At 73.8% G+C, this 17,627-nt stretch carries 16 protein-coding genes; 12 read left to right on the forward strand and 4 right to left on the reverse strand.

All coding sequences use genetic code 11. The annotated features are described in order from the left end of the window. The first annotated feature begins 100 nt into the window (after nucleotides 1-100). The 4 genes from hisD to hisH all read left to right on the forward strand — a co-directional run bounded on the left by hisD (nucleotide 101) and on the right by hisH (nucleotide 4,086). Nucleotides 101-1,396 (forward strand): histidinol dehydrogenase, encoded by a 1,296-nt coding sequence (hisD, locus tag MXD62_RS34540; RefSeq protein ID WP_248833544.1) that lies wholly within the window; start codon nucleotides 101-103, stop codon nucleotides 1,394-1,396. Next, the gene (locus tag MXD62_RS34545) at nucleotides 1,393-2,754 is read left to right on the forward strand and encodes a histidinol-phosphate transaminase (RefSeq protein WP_248833545.1); all 1,362 of its coding nucleotides are present in this window, start codon (nucleotides 1,393-1,395) and stop codon (nucleotides 2,752-2,754) included. Before hisD ends, MXD62_RS34545 begins: the two co-directional genes overlap by 4 nt. Before the next feature lie 133 nt (nucleotides 2,755-2,887). Continuing rightward, on the forward strand, nucleotides 2,888-3,475 hold the full coding sequence (hisB, locus tag MXD62_RS34550; RefSeq protein WP_020459523.1) for an imidazoleglycerol-phosphate dehydratase HisB: 588 nt from the start codon (nucleotides 2,888-2,890) through the stop codon (nucleotides 3,473-3,475). Further along, nucleotides 3,472-4,086 carry an imidazole glycerol phosphate synthase subunit HisH gene (hisH, locus tag MXD62_RS34555; protein ID WP_248833546.1) on the forward strand — a complete coding sequence of 205 codons (615 nt, stop codon included), beginning with the start codon at nucleotides 3,472-3,474 and terminating at the stop codon, nucleotides 4,084-4,086. Before hisB ends, hisH begins: the two co-directional genes overlap by 4 nt. 86 nt (nucleotides 4,087-4,172) lie before the next feature. On the opposite strand, the gene MXD62_RS34560 is transcribed toward hisH, so the two are convergent. From MXD62_RS34560 to MXD62_RS34570, 3 genes are read right to left on the reverse strand one after another with little or no spacing between them, the layout of a single operon-like run. Next, complete coding sequence (locus MXD62_RS34560) at nucleotides 4,173-5,147, reverse strand: ATP-binding cassette domain-containing protein (RefSeq protein ID WP_112105755.1); 975 nt, start codon at nucleotides 5,145-5,147, stop codon at nucleotides 4,173-4,175. 5 nt (nucleotides 5,148-5,152) lie between these two features. Beyond that, a complete protein-coding gene (locus MXD62_RS34565; RefSeq protein WP_248833547.1) occupies nucleotides 5,153-6,097 on the reverse strand; it encodes an ABC transporter permease in 945 nt (314 codons plus the stop codon). A 3-nt stretch (nucleotides 6,098-6,100) separates the two neighbouring features. Beyond that, nucleotides 6,101-6,985 (reverse strand): ABC-2 family transporter protein, encoded by an 885-nt coding sequence (locus MXD62_RS34570; RefSeq protein WP_248833548.1) that lies wholly within the window; start codon nucleotides 6,983-6,985, stop codon nucleotides 6,101-6,103. Between the two features lie 110 nt (nucleotides 6,986-7,095). Between MXD62_RS34570 and priA the strand changes: the two genes are divergently transcribed. The 7 genes from priA (at nucleotide 7,096) to MXD62_RS34605 (ending at nucleotide 15,591) form a co-directional block, all read left to right on the forward strand. Then, entirely contained in the window at nucleotides 7,096-7,833 is a 738-nt protein-coding gene (gene priA, locus MXD62_RS34575) for a bifunctional 1-(5-phosphoribosyl)-5-((5-phosphoribosylamino)methylideneamino)imidazole-4-carboxamide isomerase/phosphoribosylanthranilate isomerase PriA (RefSeq protein WP_248833549.1), read from the forward strand. After that, nucleotides 7,830-8,594: an imidazole glycerol phosphate synthase subunit HisF gene (gene hisF / locus MXD62_RS34580; protein ID WP_071065627.1), complete on the forward strand. Its 765-nt coding sequence runs from the start codon at nucleotides 7,830-7,832 to the stop codon at nucleotides 8,592-8,594. Before priA ends, hisF begins: the two co-directional genes overlap by 4 nt. A gap of 303 nt (nucleotides 8,595-8,897) precedes the next feature. Beyond that, nucleotides 8,898-11,087 carry an ABC transporter ATP-binding protein gene (locus tag MXD62_RS34585; protein ID WP_248833550.1) on the forward strand — a complete coding sequence of 730 codons (2,190 nt, stop codon included), beginning with the start codon at nucleotides 8,898-8,900 and terminating at the stop codon, nucleotides 11,085-11,087. Further along, complete coding sequence (locus tag MXD62_RS34590; RefSeq protein ID WP_248833551.1) at nucleotides 11,084-12,850, forward strand: ABC transporter ATP-binding protein; 1,767 nt, start codon at nucleotides 11,084-11,086, stop codon at nucleotides 12,848-12,850. The genes MXD62_RS34585 and MXD62_RS34590 overlap by 4 nt, the downstream gene beginning before the upstream one ends. A 94-nt stretch (nucleotides 12,851-12,944) precedes the next feature. Then, entirely contained in the window at nucleotides 12,945-13,409 is a 465-nt protein-coding gene (gene hisI, locus MXD62_RS34595) for a phosphoribosyl-AMP cyclohydrolase (protein WP_248833552.1), read from the forward strand. Further along, nucleotides 13,406-14,974 carry an anthranilate synthase component I gene (locus tag MXD62_RS34600; protein WP_248833553.1) on the forward strand — a complete coding sequence of 523 codons (1,569 nt, stop codon included), beginning with the start codon at nucleotides 13,406-13,408 and terminating at the stop codon, nucleotides 14,972-14,974. Before hisI ends, MXD62_RS34600 begins: the two co-directional genes overlap by 4 nt. Then, on the forward strand, nucleotides 14,971-15,591 hold the full coding sequence (locus tag MXD62_RS34605; RefSeq protein WP_248833554.1) for a Trp biosynthesis-associated membrane protein: 621 nt from the start codon (nucleotides 14,971-14,973) through the stop codon (nucleotides 15,589-15,591). Before MXD62_RS34600 ends, MXD62_RS34605 begins: the two co-directional genes overlap by 4 nt. Nucleotides 15,592-15,594: 3 nt before the next feature. Here MXD62_RS34605 and MXD62_RS34610 read toward each other — a convergent pair whose 3' ends face one another. Further along, nucleotides 15,595-15,825, reverse strand: a complete 231-nt coding sequence (locus MXD62_RS34610) for a hypothetical protein (protein WP_248833555.1) — start codon at nucleotides 15,823-15,825, stop codon at nucleotides 15,595-15,597. 971 nt (nucleotides 15,826-16,796) lie between these two features. Here MXD62_RS34610 and trpC point away from each other — a divergent pair. Next, on the forward strand, nucleotides 16,797-17,603 hold the full coding sequence (gene trpC / locus MXD62_RS34615) for an indole-3-glycerol phosphate synthase TrpC (protein WP_248833556.1): 807 nt from the start codon (nucleotides 16,797-16,799) through the stop codon (nucleotides 17,601-17,603). The last annotated feature ends 24 nt before the right edge of the window (nucleotides 17,604-17,627 follow it).

Here is a 17,627-nt window from a genome sequence, read left to right on the forward strand (position 1 = left end):
CCGGGTCCCGGTGCCACCGCGCCCTGCGTCGTATCACGGTGTGGTATTCCCAAAGAGTTCCACTGCTCGGACCGGCGGTCGGGCCGATACGCTCGTGGGCGTGCTCAGAAGGCTCGATCTGCGCTCCGCGCAGCCCACCACGTCGGACGTCCGTCGGCTCTTCCCACGGGCGGCCGTGGACGTCGACGTCGCGATGGACGCGGTCCGCCCCGTCTGCGACGACGTGCGCGACCGTGGTGACGCGGCCGTCCTCGACGCCGCGGAGCGCTTCGACCGGGTCCGCCCGGCCGAGCTGCGGGTACCGGCCGACGCGCTCGCGAGCGCGCTCGCGGCCCTCGACCCGGCGGTCCGTGACGCGCTGACCGAGGCGATCCGCCGTGCGCGGCTGGTGCACCGGGCCCAGCTCCGGGAGCCGGTGGTCGTCGAGGTGGCCCCCGGCACGAAGGTCACCGAGCGCTGGATCCCGGTCGGCCGGGTCGGCCTCTACGTGCCGGGCGGGCGGGTCGCCTACCCCAGCAGCGTGGTCATGAACGTCGTCCCCGCGCAGGAGGCTGGCGTCGCCTCGCTGGCGGTGGCCTCGCCGCCCCAGGTCGACAACGGCGGCCTGCCGCATCCGGTCGTGCTGGCCGCCTGCGCCCTGCTCGGGGTCGACGAGGTCTACGCGGCCGGCGGCGCCCAGGCCGTCGCGATGTTCGCGCACGGCACCGAGAGCTGCCCGGCCGTCGATGTCGTCACCGGCCCCGGCAACGTCTACGTCACCGCGGCGAAGCGGCTGCTGCGCGGGCTGGTCGGCGTCGACGCCGAGGCGGGCCCGACCGAGGTCGCCATCCTCGCCGACGGCTCGGCCCGCCCCGACTTCGTCGCCGCCGACCTGATCGCGCAGGCCGAGCACGACCCGATGGCCGCCTGCCTGCTGGTCACGACGTCGCCCGAGCTGGCCGACGCCGTCGACGTCGAGCTCGACAAGCAGGTCCCCGCCACCCGGCACCGGGAGCGGGTCGCCGAGGCCCTGGCCGGCCAGGGCGCCGTGGCGATCGTCGCCGACGTCGACGCGGGTCTCGCGGTCGTCGACGCCTGGGCCGCCGAGCACCTGGAGATCCACACCGCGGACGCGGCGGGGGTCGCCGCCCGGGTGCGCAACGCGGGCGCGATCTTCGTCGGTGCCTACGCGCCCGTCCCGCTCGGGGACTACCTCGCCGGCTCGAACCACGTCCTGCCCACCGGCGGCACCGCGCGGCACTCCAGTGGCCTCGCCGTGTCCGCCTTCCAGCGCCAGGTCCATGTCGTCGAGTGCGGCCCCGAGGCGCTCGCCGACGTCGCGCCCCGCATCGCCGCGCTCGGCGGAGCCGAGGACCTGATCGCCCACGTCGACGCGGTGGAGGTACGGGCCCGATGACCGGGAACATCAGCGGAGCGGGCGACGCCGCCCCCTCGGGCGACAGCCCCGGCCCGGGCGACAGCCCCGGCCCGGGCGACGGCGCCGGCCTGGGTGACGGCGCAGGTCCCAGCGGGGTGCTTCCGGGGGCGCCGGCCGGCCAGGGCGCGCCCGTCGGTGGCCGCGGGCGGCTGCGCTCCGCTGCGGCCACCCCGGCCGACCGTGCCCCGTGGCGGCCCGTCACCCTGGACGACCTGCCCCTGCGTGACGACCTGCGGGGGATGTCGCCCTACGGCGCGCCCCAGATCGACGTCCCGGTGCGGCTGAACACCAACGAGAACCCGCACCCGCCGTCCGCCGGGCTCGTGGATGCGCTCGGCAAGGCCGCGACCCTCGCCGCGACCGAGGCCAACCGCTATCCCGACCGGGAGGCCGAGGCTCTGCGCGCCGACCTGGCGTACTACCTGACCCCGGACGCCGGTTTCGGCGTGCACGCGGCCCAGGTGTGGGCGGCCAACGGGTCGAACGAGATCCTCCAGCAGCTCTGCCAGGCGTTCGGCGGTCCGGGGCGGGTGGCGGTGGGCTTCGAGCCGTCCTACTCGATGCACCGGCTGATCGCGCTGGCGACCGCCACCGGCTGGGTCGCCGAGTCCCGCGCGGCGGACTTCACCCTCGACGCCGACCGGGTCACCGCCGCGATCCGCCGGTACCGCCCGGCGCTGCTGTTCCTGTGCTCGCCGAACAACCCCACCGCCACCGCACTCGGCGCGGAGGTCATCGCGGCCGCCTGCGACGCCATGGCCGAGGTCAGCTCGGGTGTCGTCGTGGTCGACGAGGCCTACGGCGAGTTCCGCCGGGCCGGCGTCCCCAGCGCGCTCACCCTGCTGCCCGACCACCCCCGGCTGGTCGTCACCCGGACGATGAGCAAGGCGTTCGCGCTGGCCGGCGCCAGGGTCGGCTACCTCGCGGCGCATCCGGCGGTTGTCGACGCGCTGCAGCTCGTCCGCCTGCCCTACCACCTGTCGTCGTTCACCCAGGCGGTCGCGCGCACCGCGCTCGCCCACGCCGACGAGCTGCTCGGCACGGTGGACGCGGTGAAGGCGCAGCGTGACCTGCTCGTCCGGTCCCTGCCGGAGTTCGGCTGCGTGACCGCTCCGAGCGACGCCAACTTCGTGCTGTTCGGCCACTTCACCGACCAGCGCGCCGTGTGGCAGGGCCTGCTCGACGCCGGCGTGCTCGTCCGCGACGTCGGCCTCGACGGCTGGCTGCGGGTGACGGCCGGCCTGCCGAACGAGACGGAGTCCTTCCTCGACGCGCTGCGCCGGGTGCTGACCGCCCGCCCGGCCCTCCTGCGCGCCACCGCGGAGATCAGCTCCTGACCGACCGGGCCTGACCGACCCGACCCGAACATCCGGACCGACCCGAACATCCGGACCGGTACGACCGCCCGGACCGACCAAACAGCCGGCCGGCCGGTCCAGCGCCGCACCAGTGGAGAACCCGAGGGAAACGATGGCACGCACCGCTCGCGTCGAGCGCAAGACCAAGGAGTCGCACGTCCTGATCGAGCTCGACCTCGACGGGACGGGCCTGGCGTCGGCGGAGACCGGCGTCCCGTTCTTCGACCACATGATGGAGCAGCTCGGCAAGCACGGGGGCTTCGACCTCACCGTGCGCACCGAGGGCGACCTGCACATCGACGCGCACCACACCGTCGAGGACACGGCTATCGCGTTCGGCACCGCGCTGCGCGAGGCGCTCGGCGACAAGGCGGGCATCCGCCGTTTCGGCGACGCGACCGTGCCGCTCGACGAGGCGCTGGTGCAGTCGGCCGTCGACCTCTCCGGCCGGCCCTACTGTGTGCACGTCGAGCCGGAGCTGGTCGGCCTGATCGGCACCTACGACACCACGCTCACCCGGCACATCTTCGAGTCGATCACCGCCTCGGCGCGGATCGCGCTGCACGTGCGGGTGCTGTCCGGGCGCAACGCCCACCACGTCGTCGAGGCGCAGTTCAAGTCGGTGGCCCGGGCCATGCGCGACGCTGTGGCGCTCGACGCGCGGGTCGCCGGCGTGCCGTCCACCAAGGGCGTGCTTTGAGCGGCCCGCGGCCGGACGTCGTCGTCCTCGACTACGGCTCGGGGAACCTGCGCTCGGCCGAGCGGGCGCTCGCCCGGGTCGGTGCCGAGGTGACGGTGACGGCGGATCTCGACGCCGCCCGGGCCGCCGACGGGCTCGTCGTCCCCGGGGTCGGCGCCTTCGCGGCGTGCATGGCGGGTGTGGATGCGGTCGGCGGCGGCGAGGTCGTGCGTGAGCGGCTGGCTGCCGGCCGACCGGTCCTCGGGATCTGCGTGGGCATGCAGATCCTCTACCAGCTCGGCGACGAGCATGGTGTGCGGACGGAGGGCCTCGGCGTGCTAGAGGGGAGCGTGCGCCGGCTGACGGCGCCGGTCCTGCCGCACATGGGCTGGAACGTCGTCACGCCCCCACCGGAGTCGGTCCTGTTCGAGGGCGTCGACGCGGAGACGCGTTTCTACTTCGTGCACTCTTACGCGGCGGCGGCGCGGGAGGGTGACACCGTCGCCGAGCACGGCGAGGCGTTCGCCGCCGCCGTCGAGCGCGGACCGCTCGCGGCCACCCAGTTCCATCCGGAGAAGTCCGGCGACGCCGGTGCCCACGTCCTGCGGAACTGGCTGCGCACCCTGAGCTGATCACCCGCAGCGGCCAGCCGCCGCCGAGCCGCAGCAGCCGCCGCCGCCACAGGCGCAGGCGCAGGCGTCGGCTCCGGCCCTGTTGATCAGGGGGCGTCGGGGGCGAGTCGGTCGGTGGTGTAGAGGCGGGCGATGACGTCCTCGATCGCCGGCTCGCCGACCGAGAGGTCGACCAGCGGGTAGCGGGCCGCGATCTCGCTGACCAGCGGTGCCGCGCTGCCACCCGCCGGGAGCTCGAGCCACTGCCGGGCGCCGTGCACCCGCACGACGCGCGCTCCCTCGACGGTCATCGCCGGCAGCGGCTCGGCGAGGTCGACCCGCAGCGTCCGCGTGCCGCCGAGGCGCTCGCGCAGCGTCTCGAGCTCGCCGTCGAAGGCCAGCCGGCCGTGGTCGATGACCATCACCCGCCGGCACAGCTGCTCGACGTCGGTCATGTCGTGGGTGGTGAGCACGATCGTCGTCCCCGCCTCGCGGTTGGTGCGTGCGAGGAACGCGCGGACCGCCGTCTTCGAGACGACGTCCAGGCCGATCGTCGGCTCGTCCAGGTAGACGATCTCCGGGTCGGGCAGGAAGGCGGCCGTGATGTTGCCGCGCATCCGCTGGCCGAGCGAGAGCTGCCGCACCGGGGTGTCGAGGATCGGCGCCAGCGCCAGCATCTCGACGAAATGCTCGAGATTGTTCCGGTATCGCGGCGCCGGGATCCGGTAGATGCGGCGGATCAGTTCGAAGCTGTCGCGTAGTGGCAGGTCCCACCACAGCTGCGAGCGCTGGCCGAAGACCACCCCGATGCGCCGGCTGAGCCGCAGGCGCTGCCGGGACGGGTCCAGCCCGGCCACCCGCAGCCGCCCACCGGACGGCGTCAGGATGCCGACCAGCATCTTGATGGTGGTGCTCTTGCCCGCGCCGTTCGGGCCGAGGTACCCGACGATCTCCCCGGCCCGGACCGTGAACGACAGGTCCGCGACGGCGTGGACGTCCACCCGTTCCCGGCGCATCCAGCCGGCTCGCCGCCGCAGGACGAACGTCTTGCTGACCCCCTCGACGTCGATGACGCCGGTCATGACACTCAGCTCCCGGTGCTGCGGTAGTGGCGGAGGCCGAGGCGCCAGGCCGTCCCGGCGAGCATGGCGGTGACCAGGGCAACGGCGGGGGACAGGAACCGGGTGAGCCCCGGCAGGCCGAACGGGTCGGGCCGATCGAGCACGAACAGGGCCGGCTGCCAGTTCACGAAGGCGATCGGCAGCACCACGGTCATCAGCAGAGCCGTCCGGCGGCCGTAGACCGTCAGCGGGTACTGCGTCGCGAGCGCCGCGCCCTGCCGGACGGCGCCCACGGCGACGGACGCGTCCGGAGCGACGAACAGCACCGCCGCGGTGCCCACCGAGAGGCTCACACTGATCACGATCCCAGTGGTGATCATTAGTGGGAGGACGGCGATCCGGGCGGGGGTCCAGGGGACGTCCAGGGCGGTGAGGCTGATCACGAGGACGGCGGCGGGCTGCACCACCCGTCCTAGCCGCTGCGGGGAGAAGTCCGCGGTCGCGGCCTGCACGAGCACGCTGACGGGGCGGGTGAGCATCGGGTCCAGCTTGCCGTCCTTGATCGGCCAGCCGAGGCGGTCCAGCGGGCCGACCGCGGCCTCGGCGGCGGCGAAGGCGAGGGCCGACGTCCCGTAGAGGAAGGCGACCTCGGCGAGCGAGAAGCCGTCGAGGTCGGGCAGGTGGGCGAACACGATGCCGATCGCGGCGAGGTCCAGCACCGTCGCCGCCATCTCGACGAGGGTGTACAGGACGAGTGAGAGCCGGTACTGGGCCGTCGAGCGGAAGGCGGCGCCGACCAACAGCAGGTAGTGGCCCGCCTCCGCCCGCACCAGCCCGAGCCGCCCGCCCACGCCGCTGTCGGCAACCGTCGCCTGGGTGCCGCTCGGGTGGGTGCCACTCACGTGGGTGCCGGTCGCCGTGGTGCCGGCAGTGCTGATGCCTGCGCCTGCGGCGGCCTCGTCCGTGGTCACCGGTCAGCCTCCCTGTACGACGAGGCGGCGCAGTGCGGCGGTCGTCAGGACGCGGCCGGCCAGGCACAGCAGCAGCGCCCAGACCGCCTGGTAGGCGAGGATCCGTTCCGGGCTGGCGGCCGCGCTCCCGAGGTATGCCGTGCCGCCGGCCGGTGACCCGAGGTAGAGGTCCATCGGCGCCTGGACGACGGCCCCGAACGGCAGGAACCCGGCGATTGTCCCGAGCACGCCGGGGAACAGGCCGAGGGGCAGCACGGCGCCGGAGAAGAACATCATCACGAGCGCGGCGACGGCCTGCACCCCCCGGTCGTCGGTCAGCCAGAACGCGCTGAGCGCGACCAGGTAGCGCAGGCCGAAGCTGACCAGGAGGGCCAGCACGAGACTCGCGGCGAACAGCGCGCCGGTGCCCGACGACCGGGGGAGCCGCAGGTCGAACAGGAACGCTCCGACCACACCCGCGGGTATCGCGCGGGTGGTCAGGTACACCCCGGCCCGCCCGACCTCCAGGCCGAGCCACCACCGCTGGAACCCGACGGGCCGGACGACGTCGGTCTCGACGCCGCCGTCGCGCACCCGCCAGGCCAGGTCGACCATGCCGCCGAAGACGGCGAAGGTGCTGACGAGGGCCTGCCCGACCACGGTGAAGGTGACCGCCGCGGTGGCGTCGTAGCCGGCGAGCCCGGGCCGCTGTTCCCACACGGCCAGTGCCAGGTGGCCGCGCAGGACGGTCAGCACGATGTTGGAGATGACCGAGGCCGCGACCGTCGCTCGGTCGGTGACGTACCGGCGCGCGGCGGCGGACGCGATCGCGGCCCACATCCGCGCGCCGGCCACGGCCCGATCGGCTGCTCCCGGCATCGACGCCTGGTCCGCCGCGTCGAAGGTCATCGCCGACCACGCTAGAACGATCCGTGATCGGAGGATCCCCGGTTCCGTCAACTCGTGTGGTCCCTGTGGTGCGCATCCGCGATGGCCGGGGTGACCCGTAGGGTGGGGATGTGACGTTGACGCTGCTACCCGCGGTGGATGTGGCCGACGGCCTTGCCGTCCGCCTGGTCCAGGGCGAGGCCGGAACCGAGACCTCCTACGGCGACCCGCGCGAGGCGGCGCTGGCCTGGCAGCGCGACGGCGCCGAGTGGATCCATCTGGTCGACCTCGACGCGGCCTTCGGCCGCGGGTCCAACCGTGACCTGATCGCCGAGGTCGTCCGCTCCGTCGACGTGGCCGTCGAGCTCTCCGGCGGTATCCGCGACGACGACTCCCTCGACGCCGCGCTGGCCACCGGAGCGGCCCGGGTCAACATCGGCACGGCGGCGCTCGAGAACCCGGAGTGGGTGCGCAAGGCGATCGACCGGGTCGGCGACCGGATCGCCGTGGGCCTGGACGTCCGCGGCACCACCCTCGCCGCGCGGGGCTGGACGCGCGAGGGCGGTGAGCTCTACGAGGTGCTCGCACGGCTGGACGCCGACGGCTGCGCCCGCTACGTGCTCACCGACGTCCGCCGGGACGGGACCCTCACCGGCCCGAACGTCGAGCTGCTGCGGGCCGTGACGGCCGCGACGACCCGGCCGGTGGTCGCCAGCGGCGGCGTCTCCTCCCTGGAGGACCTGCGCGTGATCGCGACGGTGCCCGGTGTCGAGGGCGCCATCGTCGGCAAGGCGCTCTACGCCGGCGCGTTCACCCTGCCCGAGGCGCTCGCGGTCGCGGCGGAGGTGCCCGCGGCGGGCGCACCGTGACCGTCGCCGTCCGGGTGATCCCCTGCCTCGACGTCGACGGCGGGCGGGTCGTCAAGGGTGTGAACTTCACCGACCTGCGGGACGCGGGCGACCCGGTCGAGATGGCCCGGCTCTACGACGCCGAGGGCGCGGACGAGCTGACCTTCCTCGACATCACCGCGTCCAGCGGGAACCGGGAGACCACGTACGACATCGTCCGGCGCACGGCGGAGCAGGTCTTCATCCCGCTCACCGTCGGCGGCGGGGTGCGCTCGGTCGACGACGTCGACCGGCTGCTGCGCGCCGGCGCGGACAAGGTGGGGATCAACACCGCGGCCGTCGCCCGCCCGGAGCTGGTCCGCGAGTGCGCGCTGCGGTTCGGCAGCCAGTGCATCGTGCTCTCGGTGGACGCCCGCCGCTCCCGCGAGCCGGGCGGCCCCGCCTTCGAGGTGACCACCCACGGCGGGCGCCAGGGCACCGGCATCGACGCGGTCGCCTGGGCCGCGCGGGCCGTCGAGCTGGGCGCCGGCGAGATCCTGCTGAACTCGATGGACGCCGACGGCACCCAGGACGGCTACGACCTGGAAATGATCACGTCGGTCCGCGCGGCGGTGAACGTACCGGTGATCGCCAGCGGTGGCGCCGGCAGCCTCGACCACTTCGCCCCCGCGGTCGGCGCCGGCGCCGACGCCGTGCTGGCCGCCAGCGTCTTCCACTTCGGGCGGATGCGGATCTCCGAGGTGAAGAAGGTGCTGCGCGACGCCGCCATCGCGGTGCGCTGACGGTTTTCTTCCGAACGTCTCCCTTCGAACGCCGGCCTAACGCCGGTTGTCCATCAGCGGTCGGTTGGGTCATTGCTGGGTCGCCGGGCTTCCCGCGGACCAGGATGGCGGGCGCCCCACGGCCGTCCGGATGGTGATCGTCCCTGCGCCGATTCGCTGAGCAGGGGTTTTGCCGGGACTGTTACCGCCGGGTTGCGCGTTGGCGACCTATGGCGACGTCGTCCGGGGGGCGGCGCGCGGCGTCCGGTGATGCCGCGTGCCGTGGTTCCGTGGCGGCCCGTAACCGCGAAACGGAGGAGTCCAGTGCCCGGTGACCCCGCGTCCGGCGAGGCGACCCGCAGGGTGGCAGCGGCCGGCGATGCCGGGGCGGCCCGGCCCGCCGCGGCCGGCTCACCCACGGTGATCGGGCGTGGGCTGGGTGTGCTCGCGATCGCCGTCCGGGAGGAGCCGAGGGTCTTCCTGGTCGCGCTGGCCGGCAGCTCCCTCTACGCGCTGGCGACGGTCGCGAGCTCGCTCGCCCTTGGCGAGATCACCGAGCGCGTCCTCGCCCCGAGCATCGACGACGGCGCCGCCGACTGGAGCGCCGTCATCGGCGCGGCGCTGATCATGGTCGGCATCGGGTTCGCCCGGGCGGCAGGGATGTTCTTCCGCCGCCTGGTCTCCGGAATGATGCAGTACCGGCTGCAGGCCACCTACCGGCGTCGGGTCACCCGCCAGTACCTGCGGCTGCCGCTCGCCTGGCACCAGCGGCACTCGACCGGTTCGCTGCTGTCCAACGCGAACGCGGACGTAGAGGCCACGTGGGCGCCGATCGCGCCGCTGCCGTTCGCCGCCGGCGTGCTGGTCATGCTCGCCGCGGCGCTGGCCCTGCTGATCGCGACCGACCCGCTGCTGGCCCTGGTGGGCTGTGTCGTGTTCCCCGCGTTCGGTGTCGTCAACGTGGTCTACGGCCGGTGGGTGTCGCCGCTCTACGGCCGCGCCCAGCGCCTGCGAGCCGAGGTCAGCGGGGTCGCCCACGAGTCCTTCGACGGCGCGCTCGTCGTGAAGACCCTGGGTCGGGAGGCCGACGAGACGGCCCGCTTCGCTGTCAAGGCCGGCGAGCTGCGCGACGCGATGGTCCGCGCGGGCCAGGTCCGGGGCATGTTCGACCCGGTCATGGAGGCGCTGCCCAACCTCGGCGTGCTGGCCGTGATCGTCGTCGGAGCGGTCCGCATCGACGGCGGCTCGCTCACCGTCGGTGAGCTGGTTCGGGTCGCCTACCTGTTCACCCTGCTGGCCTTCCCGATCAGAGCGATCGGATGGGTCTTCGGTGAGCTGCCCAGGTCCGTCGTCGGGCACGAGCGGGTGGACGCGGTGCTCACGGCCCGCGGCGGCCTCGGCTTCGGCTCCGCCGCCCTCGCCGGCTCCGGCCCGGCGGCGCTGCGCGTCACCGGCGTCGGATACGGCTACCCGGTGCAGACCGCCGGCGACCACGACGACGTCACGGACACCTCCGCGAACATCCCCGCCGCCAGGTCGCCGTCCACCGGGGCGGTCTCGCCGGTCTCCGCCGGCGCCTCCTCCGACGCCGCCAACGGTGCCCCCGCTGCCGCCGTCGACGACGCTTCGGGTGGCGGCGGCGCGGCGGGCTCCGGGGCGGTGTGGGCCGCGCTGCACGGGGTGACCTTCGACGTGGCCCCCGGCCGGGTGGTCGCGCTGACGGGGCGCACCGGTGCCGGCAAGTCGACCCTGGTGAACCTCCTCGCCCGCCTGGTCGACCCCAACTCGGGCACCGTCCGGATCGACGGCGTGGACCTGCGTGACCTGGCGATGGGCGAGGTGACCCGCGCGGTCGCGCTCGTCCCCCAGCAGACGTTCCTGTTCGACGACACCGTGCGGGTGAACGTCGCCCTCGGCCTGGACGTCGACGACGAGACCGTGTGGGAGGCCCTGCGCCGGGCCCAGGCGGAGCGCTTCGTCCGCGCCCTGCCAGCCGGCCTCGACACCAGGGTGGGGGAGCGGGGGACCACGCTCTCCGGCGGTCAGCGCCAGCGGATCGGCCTCGCCCGCGCGCTTGTGCGCGACCCGCGGCTGCTGATCCTCGACGACGCGACGTCCAGCGTCGACCCGCGGATCGAGTCGTCCATCCTCGCCGGGCTGCGGGAGCGGGCGGGGGCGTCGACGGTGGTGATCGTCGCGCACCGGCGGTCCACCGTCGAGCTCGCCGACGAGGTCGTACACCTGGAGGACGGCCGTGTCACCGCGCAGGGCACCCACCGGGAGCTTCTGGCCAGCTCGCCCGGCTACGCGGAGCTGCTGACGGCCTACGACGAGGACACGGACGCCGGGACCGGCGACGGGCCGACCCCGGGAACGCGGGGGGAGCCCGGGCCTCACCAGGTGCCGGCGCCGGGCTCTTCCGGGCTGAACACCGCCGCATCGGGTACCGCCGCGCCTGTCGACGCGGCCTCGGTCGGAGTGCTGACGGTTCCGGACCAGGAGGGCGCACGATGAGCTCCGACGGCCTGTGGGCGACCGGGGGCCGGCTGCGCCGGCTCGTGCCGGAGCTGACCGCCGGCATCGCCGGAACCCTGGCCCTCGCCGTGACCGCCACCGTGGGCAAGGTGGTGATCCCCGTCGTGGTCCAGCAGACGCTCGACCGCGGTGTCTGGGAGGGCGGAGCGGACCTCGGCCTCGTCGGAGTCTCGGTGGCCCTCGCCGCGGTCGCCATCCTGATCACCGCGCTCGCGGCGTTCCGGATGAACGTGCGGCTCTACCGCGTCTCCGAGAGCGCGCTGGCCACCCTGCGCGTCCGGGCCTTCCGTCACGTCCACGACCTGTCGATGCTGAGCCAGTCCGCGCAGCGGCGCGGCTCGCTGACCTCCCGGGTCACCAGTGACATCGACACGATGTCGCAGTTCCTCCAGTTCGGCGGCGTCATGCTGATCGTCGCCACCGGGCAGATGCTGATCGCCACGATCCTCATGTTCGTCTACTCCTGGCAGCTGGCCCTGCTGGTGTACGCGTTCTTCGTCCCGCTGGTCATCGCCACCCGGCGTTTCCAGAAGCGGCTGGCGGTGCGGTACGGGAAGGTGCGGGAGCGGGTCGGGGACATGCTCGGCGCGATCTCGGAGTCGGTGGTCGGCGCCCAGGTCGTGCGGGCCTACGGCGCGCAGGACCGCACCTCCCGGCGCATCGACGGCACGGTGGAGGACTACCGCGCCGCACAGACCCACGCCCAGACCCTGGTGGCGGGGGTGTTCGCCGGAGTCGAGACGGTCGCCGCGCTCACCACCGCGGGGGTGGTGATCGTCGGGGTCGCGATCGGCGTCGACGGATCGCTGACCACCGGGCAGCTGGTGGCCTTCCTGTTCCTCCTCACGCTGTTCGTGATGCCCATCCAGTCACTGACCGAGGTACTGAACGACGGCGCGAACGCCTTCGCCGGGCTGCGGCGGGTCCTCGACGTCCTCGACACCCCGTCGGACGTCCGCGATCCGGCCGAGGACACCGATGGCGTGGCGCTGCCCGACGGGCCGCTCGGCGTGCGGTTCGACCATGTCGGATTCGCCTACCCGGGCGGCCCGCCGGTGCTCCACGACGTGACGCTCGACCTCGCGCCGCACCGGCGGGTGGCCGTCGTCGGGGAGACCGGCTCCGGCAAGACGACGATGGCGAAGCTGCTCACCCGGCTCATGGACCCCACCGACGGCACCGTGCTGATCGGCGGCGTCCCGCTGAACCAGGTGCGGTTCGACTCGCTACGGGGCCGGGTGGTCATGGTGCCGCAGGACGGGTTCCTGTTCGACCTCACCGTCGCCGGCAACGTCCGGTACGGGCGGCCGGACGCCTCCGACGCCGAGATCGTGAACGCCTTCGCGCAGCTCGGCCTGGGCGACTGGCTCGCCGGCCTGCCCGCCGGCATCGCCACCCCGGTGGGGGAACGCGGCGAGCTGCTCTCCGCCGGCGAACGCCAGCTCGTGGCGCTTGCCCGTGCCCAGCTCGCCGACCCCGACCTGCTCGTCCTCGACGAGGCGACCTCCGCCGTCGACCCGGCGACCGAAGTGAAGATCGCCACAGCCCTGCTCGAGCTCACCAGGGGACGCACCTCCGTCACCATCGCGCACCGACTCTCCACCGCGGAGGCCGCCGACGAGGTCGTCGTGGTCGACGCCGGGCGGGTCGTCCAGCGCGGGACGCACACAGAGCTGGTCGCCGTGCCCGGGGTCTACCGGCGGCTGCACGAATCCTGGGCGGCCGGGGTCTCGTCGCACTGACCGCCGCCCGGAGGGGTGACCCCGGTCGGCGGGCCCCGGCCCGCCTGCCGTGGTGACCTGGAGGCCTGCTGGCCGCGGCGGGCAGAATGGGCGGGTGACCGCACGTGCCTCCGATCTCGACCCCGCCATCGCGCGGCAGCTCAAGCGGGACGGCTCCGGACTGTTCCCGGCCGTCGCCCAGCAGTACGACTCGGGTGAGGTGCTCATGGTCGGATGGATGGACGACGAGGCGTTGCACCGGACCCTCACCACCGGCCGGGCCACCTACTGGAGCCGCAGCCGGGCCGAGTACTGGGTCAAGGGCGACACCAGCGGGCACGTGCAGTGGGTGCGGTCGGTCGCCCTCGACTGCGACGGCGACACCGTGCTGGTCCAGGTGGACCAGGTGGGCCCGGCCTGCCACACCGGCACGCGTACCTGCTTCACCGGCCGCGAGCTGCAGGTCGGTGGCGCCCGGCCCCTGCCGCCCACGGCCGTGAACCCCACGCCGCCGCCGACCTCCACGCCCATGTCCATGCCGGCAGCGGCGCCGGCGCCGACGACGGGAGCACCACGATGACCACCGGCGAGATCACACCGAGCCGGGCGGAGTTCCACGAGCTCGCCGCGCGCCAGCCGGTCGTCGCGGTGTCCCGCCGCCTGCTCGCCGACGGCGAGACACCGGTCGGGGTCTACCGCAAGCTGGCCGGCGGGCCGGGGACGTTTCTGCTCGAGTCCGCCGAGCACGGGGGCGTGTGGTCGCGTTACTCCTTCGTCGGCGTCCGTGCCGCGGCCACACTCACCGAACGGGACGGGCAGGCCGCCTGGACGGACGGAACCCCGCCGCCCGGTGTCCCGCTCGCCGGCGACCCGCTCGATGTCCTGCGTGCCGTGGAACGCCAGCTCTGCTCGGCCCGGCCGAGTGGCACTCCGCCGCTGCTGGGCGGCCTGGTCGGGTACCTCTCGTACGACATCGTCCGGCGCATCGAGCGGCTGCCCGCCCGGGCAACCGACGATCTCGGGATGCCCGAGCTGCGGATGCTCCTGACGACCGACCTCGCCGTCCTCGACCACACCGACGGATCGTGCCAGCTCGTCGCGAACATCTTCACCGGCGCCGGGGACCCGGCCGAAGCAGCGGACCCGGCTGGCCCAGGAGCGGCGGGCGGACCGTCCGCGCGGCGGGCGGAGCTGGACGCCGCCTACGACGATGCGGTGCACCGCATCGAGGTGATGACGGCAGATCTCGGCAAGTGGAGTGAGCCGACCGTGGCGACCACGACCGGGGCGTCCACAGGCGTGCGCGACTTCGCCTCCGCAACCCCGCCCGGCGGCTTCCACGCCGCCGTCGAGCGGTCGATCGAGGAGATCCGGGCGGGGGAGTGCTTCCAGATCGTGGTCTCCCAGCGGTTCGAGCGCCCCACCACCGCTGACGCCCTCGACGTCTACCGGGTCCTGCGGGCGTCGAACCCCAGCCCCTACATGTACCTGCTGCGGTTCGCCGATCATGATGTGGTCGGCTCGTCGCCGGAGGCGCACGTCAAGGTCACCGGCCGCCGGGCGTTGCTGCACCCGATCGCGGGCAGCCGGCCGCGGGGCGAGACCCCCGAGCGCGATGCCGAACTGGCCGCCCAGCTCCTGGCCGATCCGAAGGAACGGTCCGAGCACGTGATGCTGGTCGACCTGGTCCGCAATGATCTCGGGCGGGTCTGCGTGCCCGGATCGGTGCGGGTGGTCGAGTTCGCGTCCGTCGAGCGGTTCTCGCACATCATGCACATCGTCTCCACCGTGATCGGTGAGGTGGCGCCCGAGCGCAGCGCGGTCGACGTCCTCGCCGCGACCTTTCCCGCCGGGACGTTGTCGGGAGCGCCCAAGGTGCGGGCCATGGAGATCATCGACGAGCTCGAGCCGACGAGGCGCGGCCTGTACGGCGGGGTCGTGGGATATCTCGATTTCGGCGGTGACCTCGACACCGCGATCGCCATCCGCACAGCGGTCCTCCGTTCAGGAATGGCCTACGTGCAGGCCGGCGCCGGGATCGTGGCGGACTCCGTTCCCGACACCGAGGATCTCGAGAGCCGGACGAAGGCCGCGGCGGTTCTCCGCGCGATCGAGGTGGCGGAGTCGCTCCGCCCGCCGGTATGACAGCGCCCGCCGACCTGCCCGCGCCCGCAGGAAGCCCCGCTCCCGGCGCCCGCCGGGAGCGAGCGCTCGCCATGGTCGCGTGCCTGGTCGGATCCGCCGTCGTCCTGTTCAGCGCCAGCGCGACCTGGGTCTCGGCCCAAGTTCAGGCCGGCACGGGCGGGCAGGCCTCGGCCGTGGCGGCGCCCCTGCCGGTGAAGTGGTCGGGAGAATCGCTCGCCCCGGCCGCCACCGCGCTGGCGCTGCTCGGGCTCGCCGCCACCTTGGCGATCATCGCGACCAGGCGCGTGGGGCGGACCTTGGTGGGCGTGCTCCTGGCGGGTGCAGGGGTCGCGATCTTCCTGATCGTCGGCGGGATCGCGCTCGACCCGATGGCCGCGGTGCGGGGGACCGACGAGGTCAGGGCGCTCGTCCCCATCGGGGATCCGACCATCCTCGATCTTTCCCGCACCGTGGCTCCATGGCTCGCCTCCTTCGGTGGTCTCGTGCTTGCGATCACGGGTGCCGTCGTCGTCGCGCGCGCCGGGACCTGGCCGGCCATGTCCGGCCGCTACCAGGCCCGCGCAGCCGCACCCGCTGACGCCTGGGACGCCATCGAGCGGGGCCAGGACCCCACCTGACCATCAGGACTTCTCCTCTCGTTCGGGGAACGCGTCCCGCGCGGGGGCGGGAGCGCCGTCGACCTTCTGCTCGGGATCTGCCGTCGTGAGCCGGAGCCGCTGGCCGGCCAGGGCGGCGAAGGTCAGGTCATTACGCTCGATGTCCGCCTCGAGCAGGGAGATGAGCTCGTCCATCCGCGCGATGCGGCGGTCGAGATCCTGAACCTGCGTGATCAGCAGGTCATGCTCCGTCACCGGATCGTTCACGGGAACGCGGGACGCCGTGCCCGGGCCTGGCCGCGGAGGGCGGCCGGGCGTGTCTGGCGCGCCGCTGAGCCCCGCCCGACCCGTGCCGCCGGCACGCTCCTCAGGCGCTCCGCGGCCCTCGGGACCGCCTCCGCCGGTCTCGGTCTGGGCACCTGGCGGGGCGGTGAGCCGCGGCGGCGCCGCGCCCACTGATCCGCAGGCCACGGGACTCGCCGGCGAGAGGTCCGCGGCACCCGCTGCGCCGGTGGCCGCCGGGCCCGTGGGTCGGGGAGCCGCGGAGCCACCCGGGCTCGTGGCGGGGCGGCCGGGCGCTGGGTGCTCCGGCGTCGCGCCGCGTACTCGGGACGATGATCGCGAATTCTGGCCGATCCTCTCGTCGGCGCCACCTTCCGGCGCACTCGGAACGGGCGGCCCGGCGGGGGTGGGAATGTCGCCGGAGACCCGGCGAGCGGACCACACGGCGGCGGCGGACCAGGCCGCGACGAGCCGTTCCGAGCCGCCCCGGCGGGCCCGCGGGTAGGCCGTATCTGACCTCCGTGCCGCGTCCGCGGCGTCTCGAGGCCTCGGCTCGTCACTCCACATCGCGCCTCCCGAATCCACTCGTGTTCGAACGTGTGTTCGATGATACGGGTCGGTGGCGGACCGTCAAAGTGTCGGGTGCGCGGGCGTGTCGCGAGGTGTCTGCCCAGGTGTCGTGCCGTGGTCACGCGAGTGCGTCCGGTATCAGGGCCAACAGGAGCACCACTACCGTCGGTCGGGGCTCCGTCGCTCTTCCCGCGATCTCTCGGGTTGGTCTGGCCTCGACGTCGACGTCAGAGGTGCGGCCACTCGGATGGCCAATGCGTGGACAACCACGAATCGTGACGGCTCGGCGCCGCGGGTGGGGGCGACGGGCCTCGGGCTCGAGACTGCCCTACCATCGGCGGCATGGCAGCCGCGACTGGCACGAGCGCGGGGCGATGAACGCTCTCGAGGAGATCCTCGACGGGGTCAGAGCAGATCTGGCCGTCCGTGAGCGGGAAACGTCCCTGGCAGCTCTGAAACAACGTGTTGAGCGTGTACCCGATCCCCGGGACGCGCTGGCGGTGCTGCGCGCACCGCGGGTTTCGGTGATCGCGGAGATCAAGCGCCGCTCGCCGTCCAGGGGTGCGCTCGCGACGATCGCCGATCCGGCGGCGCTCGCCTCGCTCTACGAGCAGGCGGGCGCCGCGGCGGTCAGCGTCCTCACCGAGCAGCGGCGGTTCGGCGGCTCGCTGGCCGATCTGGACGCCGTCCGGGTGGCCGTCGACATCCCCGTCCTGCGCAAGGACTTCGTGGTCTCGCCGTACCAGGTCCTCGAGGCGCGGGCGCATGGCGCCGACATGGTCCTGCTGATCGTGGCCGCGCTCGATCAGCCGAGGCTGATCGGGCTGCTCGAGCGGGTCGAGTCGCTGGGCATGACCGCGCTGGTCGAGGTGCACGACGAGACCGAGATGCTGCGGGCTCTCGACGCGGGCGCCCGGCTGGTCGGGGTCAACGCCCGCAACCTGCGCACCCTCGAGGTGGACAGGGAGACCTTCGCCCGGCTCGCGCCGATGGTCCCGCAGGGGGTCCTGAAGGTCGCCGAGTCCGGCGTGCGCGGCCCGCGCGACCTGCTCCAGTACGCGGGTGCCGGGGCCGACGCGGTGCTGGTCGGGGAGGCCGCCGTGACCGGCGGCGACCCGCGCCAGTTCGTCGCCGATCTCGTGACCGCCGGAACGCATCCCGCCACCCGTATCGCGCACTGACCCACCGACCGCTCGGGCGCCGTG

It is taken from the genome of Frankia sp. Mgl5 (assembly GCF_023242985.1).
Taxonomy (GTDB): Bacteria; Actinomycetota; Actinomycetes; order Frankiales; family Frankiaceae; genus Parafrankia; species Parafrankia soli.